This is a genomic window from Lysobacter sp. Root690, from assembly GCF_001427785.1.
GTDB lineage: Bacteria > Pseudomonadota > Gammaproteobacteria > Xanthomonadales > Xanthomonadaceae > Lysobacter.
Map to the genome: position 1 here is coordinate 376,968 of NZ_LMHM01000012.1, position 14,212 is coordinate 391,179.

The window sequence follows — 14,212 nt, forward strand, 5'->3', positions numbered from 1 at the left end:
CGAGCGTGTCGGTGAGGCGAGTCACGAATCGTCCGCCATCGATCGCGGGTTTGTTGATGCAGCGCCGATAACGAATCGTGCGTATTTATCCGCGACATGCATGCGCGGTTTCGCTACGACGCGACACGCCACGCGCAACGATCGTCGCATCTGCGATGCGCATCGGGATAACGAAAAAAAGTTCGCGATGCGCCGCATCGGCGTGCGGGTTTTTCGTCGCTCGCTCGTCGCGCGCCTGAGCTGGAACCACCACGTTCGCCAATGCATGCCGTCGGCGCTTCATCGAGCGGACCTTCCAGGGCGTGATCGGCGTCGAAGTAGTGGCGTCATGGCTCGGGTATAGATGCGCGGGGCTTCTTATCCGTTGCAAGCGAAAGCATCTGTCGGCAATGACGACAGAGCGCATGCGCGCGATCGCCCCGCGTCGCCGCCACCCACGTCGGACCGATCGAGCACAAGGACGTTACCCACCGCCGACCGCCTCACGCGTCAGGGAAGACGCCGCGCAGGTCTCAATCTAAGGAGAGGGAACATGAAGCAAGTCGCATCCAGGATGAAAGCGGTTCTGCTGGCGCTCGCGATCGTCGGGTCGTTCAGTGTCGGCGCCGTGGGCGCGTTCCAGACCACGATGATCGGTGGCAAGTGCGTCAACCCGGATTCGGGTTGTCCGTGCAAGGCCGGTTGCCGCTACGGCGGCGGCCGCGTGGGTTGCTGCGTACCGCTGTAAGCGTTCGCGGTCGATCGGGCCGTATCGATCGAGTCGTATCGAAAGAGCCTCGCGTGCGAGGCTCTTTCTTCGTGCGCGTTACAGCTCGCCGGTCAACTGGAACGAATAATTGCCGTTGCCATCGTTGTGGATCAACGCGGCCCAGGTGATGCCCCAGATCGGCTGATCGAACCCGCAGCTGCTGTCGGGCAACGACAGCAACACCGGAAACACCGTGCAGCTCGCACCCTGCCAGTGCAGGGTGAGGGTTTCGAGCGTGTGTCGCGGCCCCGGGAAACGGGTGCCGCTGTTGACGATGGTCAGGGTGGACGGCGCCAGGAAGGTATAGCCCCCGCCGCTGGTGGTGCCCGCCGGAACGGTCGAATAGGTGACCGCGGCTGAGACCGCCTGATTGGCCGGGGTCAGATAGCTGTCGAGGTAGGTCAGGGTCAACTTACTGGTGGCGGTCTGCGCCTGGACCGGCGCGGCGATGCAGGCCGCGACGAACAGGCACAGGCCGGGCAGGACGTAGCGCCGGCGGGATGAGCGTTGATGGATATGGATGGACATGTCGGGCTCCTTGGAGAGAATGCGCCCGAGCGGCGGATCGATCGCGAGGTGAACGTCGACCGTGATCCGCGCGCGGGTTGGCAAGCGATAGAACGCGGCGGCGGGGGTAAAACCGACAGCGAAGACGGTGTCCGCGCCGCGCGCCCACGGCCGGTCCACACCGTTTGCTCACTTGCGTATCAAAAGCCCGAGCGCTGCTCGTAAACTGTCGGCGCTGCGATCGCGCGGCCCTCGAGAGTTCGCCATGACCGGTTCCCCCGTCGCCGCCGCGTCCGACGCCGCGGCAGACCGTTCGCCCCTGGCCTGTCCCGTCAGTCGTATCGCCGCGTGGTTGCTGGCCTTGACGGGCATGTACCTGGTGCTGCGGCTGGGCCTGGTCGGCGCCTTGCTGTCGGGGCTGCTGGTGTTCCAGTTGATCCACGTGCTGGCGCCACTGGTCGAGCGCAAGGTGCGCGGCGACCGCGCCCGCATCATCGCGGTGGCGGTGCTGGCGTTCGTCATCATCGGCTTGCTGATCCTGGCCGTGCTCGGGTTGGTGACGTTCTTCCGGGTCGATACCGGCGGCGAACAGGCCCTGCTGGCGCGGGTGATGGAGATCATCGACGCCTCGCGCGGGCAAATTCCGCCGTGGGCCCAGCCCTACCTGCCCGACGATATGAGCGACCTCAAGCGCGCGGTGTCGGCGTGGCTGGAGGCGCATCGCGGCGAACTGAGCCTGGCCGGCGCCGAAGTGGCGCAGGTCGCGGTGCGGTTGATCATCGGCATGGTGCTCGGCGCGATGATCGCGCTGTACGACGAGCAGCCGATCGGCCGGCTCGGCCCGCTCGCCAACGAACTGCTCGGCCGCGCCAGTCGCTTCGCCGACGCGTTCCGCCGGGTGGTGTTCGCGCAGATCAAGATCTCCCTGCTCAACACCACCTTCACCGCGATCTTCCTGCTGATCGTGCTGCCGCTGTTCGGCATCCGCCTGCCGCTGGCCAAGACCCTGGTCGCGATCACCTTCGTCGCCGGCCTGTTGCCGGTGATCGGCAATCTGATCTCCAACACCCTGATCACCATCGCCGCGCTGTCGATATCGCTGTACGTCGCGATCGCCGCGCTGGCCTATCTGGTGGTGATCCACAAGCTGGAATATTTCCTCAACGCGCGCATCGTCGGCGGCGAGATCCAGGCGCGCGCCTGGGAACTGCTGTTGGCGATGCTGGTGATGGAGGCGGCGTTCTCGATGCCGGGATTGATCGTCGGGCCGATCTACTACGCCTACATCAAGCGCGAGCTGGTCGATCAGCGCTGGGTTTGAACCGAGCAGGACTTGAGTCGCCACCCATCGAAAGGAATCGAGGCATGTTGAAGTTCTTGCGACGGATCGCAACCCTGATCGCCATCGTCGCGGCGATCGCCGGCCTGATCGTGTTCGCGGTGGTGCAGCCCTGGGTGCGACCGATCGCCTCCACGCCGCCGGCCGCCGATCCGCAGCGCTTGCTCGCCGACGTCAAGCATCTGTCGGTGGACCTGTATCCGCGCAGCTACGACCAGACCGAAACCCTCGATCAGGCCGCGCGCTACATCCACGAACAACTGCGCTTGGCCGGCGCGCAGGTCAGCTATCAGGACGTGACGGTCGAAGGCATGGTCTACCGCAACGTGATCGGGCGATTCGGGCCGGCGAACGGCCCGCTGCGAGTGATCGGCGCGCATTACGATTCCTTCGCCGAGGTCGGGGTCGAAAACGACGACCCGCGTGGTTACTCGCCCAAGACCCACACGCCCGGCGCCGACGACAACGCCAGCGGCGTGGCCGGCCTGCTGGAACTCGCGCGCATGCTCGGCCGCGGCGAGCAGACCCGACCGATCGAACTGGTCGCCTACACCCTGGAAGAGCCGCCGCATTTTCGCAGCGAACACATGGGCAGCGCGCATCACGCGCGCTCGCTGCGCCAGGCCGGACGCGAGGTGGAGTACATGCTGTCGCTGGAGATGATCGGCCGCTTCAGCGACCGGCCCGGCAGTCAGCGTTATCCGGTGCGCGGCATGCACCGGCTGTATTCCGATCGCGGCGATTTCGCCGTGCTGGTCGGCCGCATGGGCGACTTCGGCCAGACCCGCGCGTTGAAGGCGACGATGGCCGGCGCCACCGACCTGCCGGTGCATTCGATCAGCGCGCCGCCGCTGCTGGTGCAGGGCGTGGATTTCTCCGATCACCTCAGCTACTGGGCGCAGGGCTATCCGGCCTGGATGGTCAGCGACACCGCGTTCCTGCGCAGCGACACCTACCACCAGGCCAGCGACACCTACGACCGGCTTGATTACCCGCGCATGGCGAAGGTGGTGCAGGCGGTGTATGCGATGAGTCAGCGGCCCTGATCGAAACGTCGCGAGAACCCGCGAACACGCCGCAATCGGCCGCGACGCACCTGTTCATCTGCACGCCCCGCGCTAGGGTCAGCCCCAGCTTTGTTCGCGCCGCGACATGCGCTGCAATGCCGCCACGAGATTTTTCTATTCCGTGAGGCAGCACATGACCGCTTTGAATGGCCCGTCCTACGCGGGGCCGCAGCTGGGCGCACTGGTGAACACCAAGGCCGAAGTCGAGGCCGCGCAAGTCGTTACGCCGTCGGGCATGAAGCCGATCGTGGTCCAGCCGGGCGACAACCTCAGCCAGATCGCCGCCGACAACAACATTCCGCTGGAAGAACTGCTCGCGGCGAATCCGCAGTTCAGTCTCGATCCGGCCTCCAATCCGAACACCCGCAGCGCCGACCTGATCTACCCGGGCGAAGTGGTGTTCGCGCCGACCGCGGAAGCCAAGGCCACCGACGCGGCCGGGGCCAAGTACGACGCGGCGACCCAGGCCAGCGAGCAGCCTTCGGCGAATCGCGGCGAATGGGAAGCCAAGTCGAAGGACGTGACCGACACCAGGAACGACTTCAAGGCAGCGGTGCAGGCCGAGATCGATGCCGGTATGAGCTACAGCGGCAACAGCCGCGAAGACTACGGCAACGAAGCGGTCGCCCTGGGCGAACAGATCGCCCAGCGTTACGAAGCGCAGGGCAAGCCGGAGCTGGCCGCGGCGGCGCGCGAAGCCGCGCAGGAACGCTCGACCGCGATCAACAACGAAGTCTGATCGTCGATTTGAAGTTGCGATGCGAACGGCATGCCTTGCGGCATGCCGTTTGTTTTTATGGGATCCGTCGATTTATCGGATACGTGGGGTTCGTGCGACGCAGTGCATCGCGTTCGAAGCGAACCGGTTTCACACTGACCCGGCGATATGCTCGCGCAGCCATTGATGCGCCGGATCGCGATGCACGCGTTCGTGCCACAGCATCGCCATCTCGTAACCGGGCACCTCGACCGGCGGATCGACCACCCGCAGCGCCGGGGTGTCGCGCACCAGCCGCGCGGGCAGCATCGCGACCAAGTCGGTAGTCGCCAGCACCGAGCGCACGAACAGGAAGTGCGGCACCGACAGCACCACGCGTCGCCGCAGGCCGAGCGGCGCCAGCGCATCGTCGGTGACGCCATGGAAGCCGCCGCCGTCGGGCGACACGATCACATGATCGAGCTTGCAGAACTGCGCGAGGGTCGGTCGCCGTTTCAGACGCGGATGCCCGGCGCGGCCGACCAACACATAACGCTCGGCGAACAAAGTGCGCCGGCGCAGGCCGCTGGGCGCATCGTGGCTGGTGTGGAAGGCCAGATCGATATCTCCTTGCTCGGCCTGTCTGGCGATGCGCGAGGGCGACGCTTCGACCACGGCCAGACGCGTGCCCGGCGCGGCCGCGCGCAAGCCGATCAAGGCCGGCAACAGCACGGTGGATTCGCTGTAATCGGACGCGGCCACGCGCCAGGTCTGGGTGGCCTGGGCCGGATCGAACGCGGCCGCGGGCGAGACCGCGCGTTCCAGCGCGGCCAAGGCCTGACGCAAGGGTTCGCGCAACTCGTCGGCGCGCGCGGTCGGGCGCATGCCGCGCGGCCCGGGCAGCAACAGCGGGTCGCCAAACACATCGCGCAGCTTGGCCAGATGCACGCTGATCGAAGGCTGGGAGAAATTCAGCCGTTGCGCGGCGCGGGTGACGTTGTGTTCCGATAGCAGCGCATCGAGCGTCACCAGCAGGTTGAGATCGAGTCGCCTGAGATTAGTCATGGCTATACCTGGAATATCACAAATCAATTTCCAATATATCGGGCTGGCGCCTACCGTGGTGTTTTCCGACTTCGCAGGCCTTCGTCATGAACGTGCTTCTGATTTACGCCCATCCCGAACCGCGCTCCTTGAACGGCTCGCTGCGCGATTTCACCATCCAGCGGCTGCAGCAGGCCGGCCACAATGTGCAGGTGTCGGATCTGTACGCGATGCGCTGGAAGGCAGCGATCGATGCCGACGACAGCACCGATCAGGACCCGGACGCGCGCTTCGATCCGGCCCGCGATTCCAGGCGCGCGTTCGAAAGTGGCACCCAGCGCGAGGACATCGCCCGCGAACAGGACAAGCTGCGCTGGGCCGATACGGTGATCCTGCAGTTTCCGCTGTGGTGGTTCTCGATGCCGGCGATCCTCAAGGGCTGGGTCGATCGCGTGTATGCCTACGGTTTCGCCTATGGCGTGGGCGAACACTCCGACCGCCACTGGGGCGATCGCTACGGCGAAGGCAGCCTGGCCGGAAAGCGCGCGATGCTGATCGTCACCACCGGAGGCTGGGAATCGCATTACGGTCCGCGCGGCATCAACGGCCCGATCGACGATGTGCTGTTTCCGATCCAGCACGGCGTGCTGTATTACCCCGGCTTCAGCGTGCTGCCGCCGTTCGTGGTCTATCGCAGCAGCCGCACCGACGAGGCGCGATACGCCGATCTGTGCGAGGCGCTCGGGCAACGCCTGGACGCATTGGAGACGACCGCGCCGATCGCGTACCGCCGCCAGAATGCCGGCGACTACCAGATTCCAGCATTGACCTTGCGCGAGCACATCGCGCCGGAGCGGGTCGGGTTCGCCGCGCATATCGAATAGGCTGACGCTCGCGCCGGCAGCGGGCATTCGCGTGCATCGCGACGAACGTCGCTGACAGAAAAAAGGGCGGATTCGGTCTAACGACGAATCCGCCCCGCTTTAGCTTGCAAGTCACGCCGCCGTAGCCGCGACCGCCGCGCGATCACACCATCGACGGATTGCGCCGGGTCTGTTCGACCGCCTCTTGCTGCGCGCCGTTGCGCTGCGCTTGTTCGGCCTGCTGCACCGATTGCTGCGAACTCACCGCCAGCGGTTGCCGCTGGGTTTCCAGATCGACCGAGGCGCGCAACGCCGCCGGATCGTTGGGTGACTGGCCCTGCACCGCGAACAAGGTGCCGTTGTTACCGCGTGCGACGTGGTTGATCTCGTGCAGGCCTTGCGCGCCGGCGCTGGCGGTCAGGCTGGCGACGGCGCGATGGTCCAGGCCGGCGAGCGCCGGGCCGCCGCGATCGATCGCCGCATAGGTCTGGCCCAGCAGCGGGCTGTCGCTGATCAGCGGCGCACCCTGCACGTGACCGTTGTGCGAGAACAGGTCGTTCCAACCCTCGCGCACGCGGCGGATGCCGTCCTGCACGCCCTGCGAAGCGCCGGTGATGCCGGCGCGCGCGGCGCCGATGTCGCCGCGAAACTTGTCGATCATCGGATCGAACTGCTGGGCGCGGTCGAGATTGGCCTGGGTCATCAGCGGCGGCGTGCCCGGGCCGCCGGCGAACGGCGCGATGTCGTGCGCGGCCAGGCCGCGACTGGCGACCACGCCGACCGGGTTGCGCAGATCGCCGCCGATGAAATCCGGCCAGAACGATTGCCTGCGGTTGTTCGCATAGCCGGCATCGCGCAGCGCGTCGACGTCTTCCTGCGTCGCATACACTTTGGTCTGACCATATTGCGGGCTGGCCGAGCTGACCGTGTCGCTGGCGCGTACGTGATTGATCATGCGGTCGTTGTCGCCGGCCGGGATGCCCATGTTCAGGCCGGCCGCGCCGTACGAGTTGAAGGTCTCGCCGTGCACGCCCTCGGCCTGGAACCGGTGCGCGGAAATCTGCGCCAGGGTGCCGCCGAGCGAATGGCCGGTGACCGCGACCGGCGGCTGCGGGCGGCCGGTGCGTTCGCCTTGCTCGCGCGCGATGTCGATCGCGCGCTGGGTCAGCGCGATCGCGTCGGGCGCCTGATTGTTGGCGCCGTTGATCACCATGCCGCCGTCGGTGCGAATCACGTCGCGGACGAATTCGCCGACCCCGTTGCTCGGCTCGGTGCCACGATGGGCAACGATAATCTCGCCCGAATCCACGCGTTGGTAGACCGTGCCCTGATAGCCGTTCTCGCGATTGTTGGCGGTGGCGAGCACGCGATAGTCGACGCCGTTGACCGGGAAGGACACCGTGGGATCGGCGCGGCGATCGTTGTAGGCGTCCTGGCTGAGCGCTGCATAGTCCTGGCTGCTGGGCATCACGGCACTTCCTTGTGGGCGTTCAGTACCAAGGTGAACTGCGGACCGGCGCTGGCCTGATAGAAATCGGCCGCGGTTTCGCCGTACACGTAATCCATCGAGCGCGGTTTCTGCGCGAGGTCGCGCGCCAGGTAGTACTGGACCGTTTCGCCGCCCGCGATCAATCGGTCGGCCTTGAGGCCGCCGACGAAATGCGTGCTGGGCGAATGGAAATGCACCGTCGCCGTGGTCAGTTCCCAGCGGCATACTCCGAGCCCGTAATAGTCTTCGTCGAGCAGCGCGTCGACATGCACGATCGCGACATAGCGGCCGTCGTCGTCGCGCTTGAGGTTCAGCGGCAGGCTGTGGCGCGGCGCCAGGCGCACGCCGCCGATCGCCTTGCCGTAATCGACCGGCACGCATTCGACATTGGCGACCTGGAAGTCGGCGGTGGCGGTGACCTGAGTCAGCGCCTGCGGCAGATCGTCGAAATGAAAACTCAGGACATGGCCGTCGCGCGCATGTGGGTTGAGTTTGACCACCGGCGCGGCGACCGGCGTGGGTGCGGTGAACAGGCTGGGCGCCTGCGGTGGGTTCGCGCTCGCGGCGCTGTGCATACTCATGATGGCGATCATCCCTAATGCGGCAGACAGGCGGCTATGAGCTTCCATTCACTTGACCCGTGGTCAGGCTGAAACCAGCCTGGGCCAGGCCTGGCGGCGTGTCAAACGCGGCCGGGGAGTGACTGATCCATAAGGTTGTTGCGATGCGGCAGCGACCGACGAGAGGTAGGATCCGGCGTTCGCGGGCTTGCATCGCCCGGTGATCATGGGTCGATCGTAAAGGCTGGTCGTGTCGGTCGATGGCGCCGGGCGAGCCTGCGTATTTGCATTGCGAGTCGGCTTCGCGCCGCGTCGTCGCCAGTCCGCCAGCGGCGCCGATCTGCAACCCGCATGCAACACTTGTGACATACCGTGCCGCGACGCGGAAGCATCCGCGACCGGTCGCCGGCCTTGCGCCCGCCGCGCGCCATTGCACTCCAGGCATTCCCCCAAAGGATCACCCACGATGTCCCTGTACCCCGAAGCCCGCCTGCCCATGCGCGGCGGCGTCGCCGTTTCCCGTCGTCCGCTCGCCATGACCGCGCTGGCCCGCGCCTGCGGCGCCTTGCTGCTGGTTTCGGCCGCCACCGCCGCGTCGGCCCAGGACGCACCGCAAGCGGCCGCGACCACGCAATCGGCCACATCGCTCGACGCGGTCACCGTGACCGCCGAGCGCCGCGAGCAGAACCTGCAGGACGTGCCGGTCTCGGTCGGGGTGATGCAGGGCGACGCGATGCGCGCGCTGACCGCCGGCGGCGACGACACCTTGCTGGCGCTGTCCGGCCGGGTCCCCAGCCTGTACGCGGAAACCACCACCGGCCGCATCTTCCCGCGCTTCTACATCCGCGGCCTGGGCAATATCGACTTCTATCTCGGCGCTTCGCAGCCGGTGTCGATCATCCAGGACGACGTGGTGCTCGAGCACGTGGTGCTCAAATCCAATCCGGTGTTCGACACCGATCAGGTCGAAGTGCTGCGCGGCCCGCAGGGCTCGCTGTTCGGCCGCAATACCACCGCCGGCATCATCAAGTTCGACAGCATCAAGCCGAGCCAGGATTTCAGCGGTCGCGTGCAGGCCAGCGTCGGCAGCTACAACACCGTGTCGATCGACGGCGGCATCGGCGGCCCGATCAACGACGTGCTGTCGTTCCGCGTGTCCACGTTGTATCAGCACCGCGACGACTGGGTCGACAACACCTTCGCCGGCGCCAGCGCCGACGGCACGGTCACGCCGAAGAACGACGCGATGGGCGGTTTCGACGACCGCAACCTGCGCGTGCAGCTGCTGCTGGAACCCAGCGAGAATTTCTCGGTCCTGGCTTCGGCGCATGCGCGCGATTATTCGGGCACCTCGACGCTGTTCCTGCGCAACGCCATCGTCAAGGGCTCCAACGAGGTCGATGTGCCGCGCGACCAGGTCGCCTATGACGAAGCCGGCAACAACCCGCAGGCGTACAAGACCTATGGCGGCTCGATCAAGGCGAGCTACAACTTCGGCGAAACCTCGCTGACCTCGATCAGTGCCTACGAAACAACGTCGGGTTACAGCCGCGGCGACACCGACGGCGGCGCCGCGGCGAACTACCCGGTGCGCGGCGTGCCGAACGGCTTCGGCCAGTCGATGGGGCAGATCCGTGATCTGGATCAATTCACCCAGGAATTCCGTCTGGCCAGCGAAACCGACGACGCGCTGCAGTGGCAGGTCGGCGCGTTCTACTTCGACGGCCGCGACGTCACCGATTTCTATCAGCGCGCGTGGTTCCTAAACGGCCCGGCGCGCAATCCCAACAACTGGGTGCGCCTGCGCAACTTCAACACCTCGTGGGCCGCGTTCGGCCAGCTCAGCTACAAGGTCAGCGACGCGCTGACCCTGACCGCCGGCCTGCGCCAGACCCGCGACACCAAGGAAACCCGTCTGCTCAAGACCGCCGACACCGTCGCCGGCGTGTCGACCTACACCGGCCGCCGCGACGTGCGCATGTCCGATACCCAGCCCAGCTGGGACCTGAGCGCGATGTACGAGATCAACCCGAACCTCAGCGTCTACGCCAAGGTCGCGCGCGGCTTCCGCGGGCCAACCATCCAGGGCCGCTCGGCGGTGTTCAACGCCGACTTCACCACCGCCGATTCGGAAACCATCCTGTCATGGGAAGCGGGCATCAAGAGCAGTCTGTTCGACAACCGCCTGCGCTTGAATGCCACCGCGTTCACCTACACCGTCGACGACATCCAGCTCAACGGCAACGACTCCAACGGCAACGGCGTGCTGTTCAACGCCGACAAGGCCCGCGGCTACGGCATCGAAGCCGACCTGGACTGGCGTCCGATCCCGAACCTGTCGCTGACCGCCGGTGTGAGCCTGCTGCACAGCGAAATCCAGGACAAGCGCGTGTACGCGCAGGTCTGCGCGCTCAACGGCGCGGTGGTGTGCACGGTCGAGGACCCGACCATCAAGGTCGGCGCCAACACCTTCGCCCAGATCGACGGCAACCCGCTGCCGAACGCGCCCAAGTACAGCGTCAACCTGGGCGCGCGCTACGACATTCCGCTGAGCGACAGCGGCGCGTTGTTCGTCGCCACCGACTGGAACAAGCAGGGCTACACCAGCTTCGTCCTGTACGACTCGAAGGAATTCAACGCCAGCGGCAATTTCGAGGGCGGCCTGAAGGTGGGTTACACCGGCGGCTACGGCGCTTATGAAGTCGCCCTGTTCGCGCGCAACATCACCAATGAGAAGAACCTCAAGGGCGTGATCGAGAACTACATGGCCGCGGTCTACAACGAGCCGCGCATCGTCGGGGTGTCGGTGAACGTCAACTGGCATTGATGCTGGCCGATAGTCGGCGGTCGCGATAAGGGCGGCCGTGCGATCTCAAACGTGAAAGCGGAAAGGCCGATGACGGACTCATCGGCCTTTTCGGTGCTCGGATCGCTGCGAAGAAGGCCGTTGAACTTTGGCGCGGGCCCGGCTGCATCTGGACGACGCGAACGCGTCATCGGCAACGACCCGTCACGACTGCAACGCCGGCTGCAAGTCGCCGCCGGCCCGCGGCCGCCGTGCCGACGGAAACAGCATCGCGATCGCCGCCGCGGCCAGGCCCATCGCCATCGAGCCGACATACAGCCAGGTGTAGCTGCCGTAGTGGTCGTACAACCAACCGCCGATCAACGGGCCGAGCGCCATGCCCAGGCTAGACAACAACGTGGCCGCACCGAGCACGGTGCCGAGAATCGCGGGACTGAACGCATCGCGCGCGAGCGAGGCATACAACGGCATGGTGCCGCCGTAGGCCATGCCGAACACGATCGCCACCGCGTAGAAACCGTCGAGCTGATTCACCGCCAGATAAGCCAGCGCCGCGAACGCCTGGATCAACAGTCCGGCCACCAGCACCGGCTTGGCGCCGAACCGATCGGCGAGCACGCCCAGCAGTAACCGACCGCCGAGCCCCGCCGCGCCTTCCATGCTGTAGATCGTGACCGCCGCGGTCACCGACAGACCGCAACCGACCGCGTAGCTGACGGTATGGAAGATCGGCCCCGAATGCGCCGCGCAGCAGGCGAAGAACGCCGCCGCGAGCACGATGAACGGCCGCGAGCGCAGTGCCTGCGCGGCGCTCAGGGTATTGCTGCCGTTGTCGACGTCGGCCGCTCCGACCGACGCCGCCATCGGCGCGCCGCGCACGAACCACACCGCCGGCAAGGTCAGCGCCCACGCCAGCACGCCTACGATCAACAGACTGCTGCGCCAGCCGTATTCGCCGACCAGCCAGGCCACCAGCGGCGACAGGGTCATCGGCGCCACGCCCATGCCGGCCGACACCAGCGAGATCGCCAGGTTGCGTCGCCGGTCGAACGAGGCCGCGACCGCCGCGATCACCGGCGCGAAAAAACTGGCCGCCGCGGCGCCGAGCAACACGCCGTAGCTGAGCTGGAACTGCAGCAAGCTGCCGGCGCGGCTGGCCAGTACGCAGGCCAGGCCGAGCAGCACCGAGCCGGCCAGTACCACCACCCGCGGCCCGAACCGATCGCTGAGCACGCCCCAGCCGAAGCCGGCGAAGCCCATGCTCAGAAACGCCAGGGTCATCGCGCTGGACAGTCCGGCGCGCGACCACCCGGTCGCCGTGCTCATCGGTTGCAGCAGCACCGCCAGCGAGAACACCGCGCCGATGGCCACGCAGCCCATCAGCGCGCCGGCGGCGACCAGAGCCCAGTTGCGGTCCAGGGTGGGGGAGGAGGCGGTCGTGTCGTTCATGAGGCGCGGCCCGTGGGGTGCTCTCTGATACGACGAAGCAGGCCACCGCGGATCGACAAACCTTCGCGCCGGGCCCAATACCCGCGGTCCTGCGCAGCGATGGGAGCTTTACCGGGCCGGCGCCGCGAACCGGGCGGACATCGAGGTCCCGCACGCTCTCCAACCCGGCCCCCGCGGATTTGTATCGCAATGTATCCGCCGCCGCGACAGCCACCTTTGCAGACAAATCCCTGGGTCGGCTGACACCGGGGCGATACCCCGCGACCTTGAAATGGCGTCACCGGAACGCATGGTCCGCCTCTTCAAGGAATCCCGATGTCTGTCGCCTCAACCCCCGCAGCGCCCCTGATGTCCCGCGTCGACGGCGTCGCGCCGTGGCTCGCCCCGCTCGGTCTGCGCGTCCTGCTGGCCTGGGAATTCTTCGAAGCCGGCCGCGAGAAGCTGCAGGGCGACAACTGGTTCGCCGACCTCGGCGACAAGTTTCCGCTGCCGTTCTCGCTGCTCGGTGCCGATCTCAACTGGACCCTGGCGACGTGGACGGAACTGGCCGGGGCCGTGGCCCTGCTGCTCGGCCTGGGCACGCGCTACGTCGCCGCCGCGCTGTGGGTGCTGACGGTGGTCGCGATCTACGCGGTGCATTGGCCGTCGGACTGGTCGAGCCTGGCCGAGCTGTGGCAGGGCTATGCGATCAGCAACGAGGGCCACGGCAACTACAAGCTGCCGCTGATCTATCTGGCGATGCTGCTGCCGCTGATGCTCGGCGGCGGTGGTCGCCTGAGCCTGGACCGGCTGATTGCATCGCGCCGCGCGCCGATCGCCGCCGCATCGGCCGATGCGCGCGCCTGGGGCGTGGTGTTGCTCGGTATCGGCGCGACCGTGTCGCTGCTGCTGCCGTGGGTCGGCGCGACCCTCGCGTTCGCCGGCATCGCGCTGACGATCAAGCGGCGCGGCCGCGACGCCGTGAACCGATTGTCCTCCGCCGTCGCCTGACCGCCCGGCGCTGCTTCCTCTCGTTTCGCCCACGCCGCATCCGCGGCGCCCACCTCAGCGCGGCTTCGCCGTGCGCCATCGGAGAATCACCATGTCCGTCAACAACCCTCGTTCCGCTTCGCGTTCCACCACCGCCGGCATGCTTGGCGTCGCCCTGGCCGGTCTGGTCCTCGGCCAATCCGCCTTCGCCATGCAGCCGCTCGCCCAGGGCTACATGGTCGCCGCCAGCCACGCCGCCGGCGAAGGCAAGTGTGGCGAAGGCAAGTGCGGTGCCGACAAGGCCAAGGGCGCGAACGCCAAGACCGCCGGTAAGACCTCCGCCGGCAAGACCGCGGAAGGCAAGTGCGGCGAGGGTAAGTGCGGCGCCGACGCCAAGGCCGCGGGCAAGACCGCCGAAGGCAAATGCGGCGAAGGCAAGTGCGGCGACGCCTCGTTCGCCAAGACCGATCGCAGCGGCGACGGCCGGGTTTCGCGCGCCGAATTCCTCGCGGTCGCGCCGACCCGCGCCGCCGACTTCCCGAAGCTCGACGTCGACGGCGACGGTTTCATCTCCGAGAAGGAGGCCTACGACTACCTCAAGGCCACCTACGCGGCCAACGGCAAGCCGATGCCGGCCGGCCTGTTCGCGAAGTTCCCCGGCGGCCAGTAAGCGC

Annotated in this window: 14 protein-coding genes; 8 read left to right on the forward strand and 6 right to left on the reverse strand. The window is 66.9% G+C overall.

From position 1 onward, the window contains the following. Positions 1 to 85: 85 nt before the first annotated feature. On the reverse strand, positions 86 to 406 hold the full coding sequence (locus ASD86_RS26570) for a hypothetical protein (RefSeq protein ID WP_157476385.1): 321 nt from the start codon (positions 404 to 406) through the stop codon (positions 86 to 88). A gap of 126 nt (positions 407 to 532) precedes the next feature. Between ASD86_RS26570 and ASD86_RS26575 the strand changes: the two genes are divergently transcribed. Next, the gene (locus tag ASD86_RS26575; protein ID WP_157476387.1) at positions 533 to 727 is read left to right on the forward strand and encodes a hypothetical protein; all 195 of its coding nucleotides are present in this window, start codon (positions 533 to 535) and stop codon (positions 725 to 727) included. A gap of 78 nt (positions 728 to 805) precedes the next feature. Here ASD86_RS26575 and ASD86_RS09465 read toward each other — a convergent pair whose 3' ends face one another. Further along, positions 806 to 1,276, reverse strand: a complete 471-nt coding sequence (locus ASD86_RS09465; RefSeq protein ID WP_157476388.1) for a hypothetical protein — start codon at positions 1,274 to 1,276, stop codon at positions 806 to 808. Between the two features lie 349 nt (positions 1,277 to 1,625). Here ASD86_RS09465 and ASD86_RS09470 point away from each other — a divergent pair, with 349 nt between their 5' ends. The 3 genes from ASD86_RS09470 (at position 1,626) to ASD86_RS09480 (ending at position 4,400) form a co-directional block, all read left to right on the forward strand. After that, positions 1,626 to 2,576, forward strand: coding sequence for a hypothetical protein (locus tag ASD86_RS09470; RefSeq protein ID WP_235567735.1), 951 nt, complete (start codon positions 1,626 to 1,628; stop codon positions 2,574 to 2,576). A 44-nt stretch (positions 2,577 to 2,620) separates the two neighbouring features. Further along, entirely contained in the window at positions 2,621 to 3,640 is a 1,020-nt protein-coding gene (locus tag ASD86_RS09475) for a M28 family peptidase (protein WP_082578214.1), read from the forward strand. Between the two features lie 154 nt (positions 3,641 to 3,794). Continuing rightward, entirely contained in the window at positions 3,795 to 4,400 is a 606-nt protein-coding gene (locus ASD86_RS09480) for a LysM domain-containing protein (RefSeq protein ID WP_056109768.1), read from the forward strand. Between the two features lie 129 nt (positions 4,401 to 4,529). Here the strand turns inward: ASD86_RS09480 and ASD86_RS09485 are convergent, their stop codons facing one another. Further along, positions 4,530 to 5,423 (reverse strand): LysR family transcriptional regulator, encoded by an 894-nt coding sequence (locus ASD86_RS09485; RefSeq protein ID WP_056109770.1) that lies wholly within the window; start codon positions 5,421 to 5,423, stop codon positions 4,530 to 4,532. Between the two features lie 86 nt (positions 5,424 to 5,509). On the opposite strand from ASD86_RS09485, the gene ASD86_RS09490 reads away from it, so the two are divergent. Beyond that, positions 5,510 to 6,286 (forward strand): NAD(P)H-dependent oxidoreductase, encoded by a 777-nt coding sequence (locus tag ASD86_RS09490; RefSeq protein ID WP_056109772.1) that lies wholly within the window; start codon positions 5,510 to 5,512, stop codon positions 6,284 to 6,286. 142 nt (positions 6,287 to 6,428) lie between these two features. Here the strand turns inward: ASD86_RS09490 and ASD86_RS09495 are convergent, their stop codons facing one another. Both ASD86_RS09495 and ASD86_RS09500 read right to left on the reverse strand, forming a co-directional pair. Continuing rightward, positions 6,429 to 7,733, reverse strand: a complete 1,305-nt coding sequence (locus tag ASD86_RS09495; RefSeq protein ID WP_056109774.1) for an XVIPCD domain-containing protein — start codon at positions 7,731 to 7,733, stop codon at positions 6,429 to 6,431. Continuing rightward, a complete protein-coding gene (locus ASD86_RS09500; RefSeq protein ID WP_157476390.1) occupies positions 7,733 to 8,335 on the reverse strand; it encodes a hypothetical protein in 603 nt (200 codons plus the stop codon). Before ASD86_RS09500 ends, ASD86_RS09495 begins: the two co-directional genes overlap by 1 nt. A 445-nt stretch (positions 8,336 to 8,780) precedes the next feature. Between ASD86_RS09500 and ASD86_RS09505 the strand changes: the two genes are divergently transcribed. Then, the gene (locus tag ASD86_RS09505) at positions 8,781 to 11,141 is read left to right on the forward strand and encodes a TonB-dependent receptor (RefSeq protein WP_056109778.1); all 2,361 of its coding nucleotides are present in this window, start codon (positions 8,781 to 8,783) and stop codon (positions 11,139 to 11,141) included. A gap of 183 nt (positions 11,142 to 11,324) precedes the next feature. Here the strand turns inward: ASD86_RS09505 and ASD86_RS09510 are convergent, their stop codons facing one another. Further along, positions 11,325 to 12,569, reverse strand: coding sequence for an MFS transporter (locus tag ASD86_RS09510; protein ID WP_056109781.1), 1,245 nt, complete (start codon positions 12,567 to 12,569; stop codon positions 11,325 to 11,327). Between the two features lie 348 nt (positions 12,570 to 12,917). Between ASD86_RS09510 and ASD86_RS09515 the strand changes: the two genes are divergently transcribed. Further along, positions 12,918 to 13,559, forward strand: coding sequence for a DoxX family protein (locus ASD86_RS09515; protein ID WP_235567708.1), 642 nt, complete (start codon positions 12,918 to 12,920; stop codon positions 13,557 to 13,559). Positions 13,560 to 13,650: 91 nt separating this feature from the next. Further along, positions 13,651 to 14,208, forward strand: coding sequence for a hypothetical protein (locus ASD86_RS09520; protein ID WP_056109785.1), 558 nt, complete (start codon positions 13,651 to 13,653; stop codon positions 14,206 to 14,208). The last annotated feature ends 4 nt before the right edge of the window (positions 14,209 to 14,212 follow it).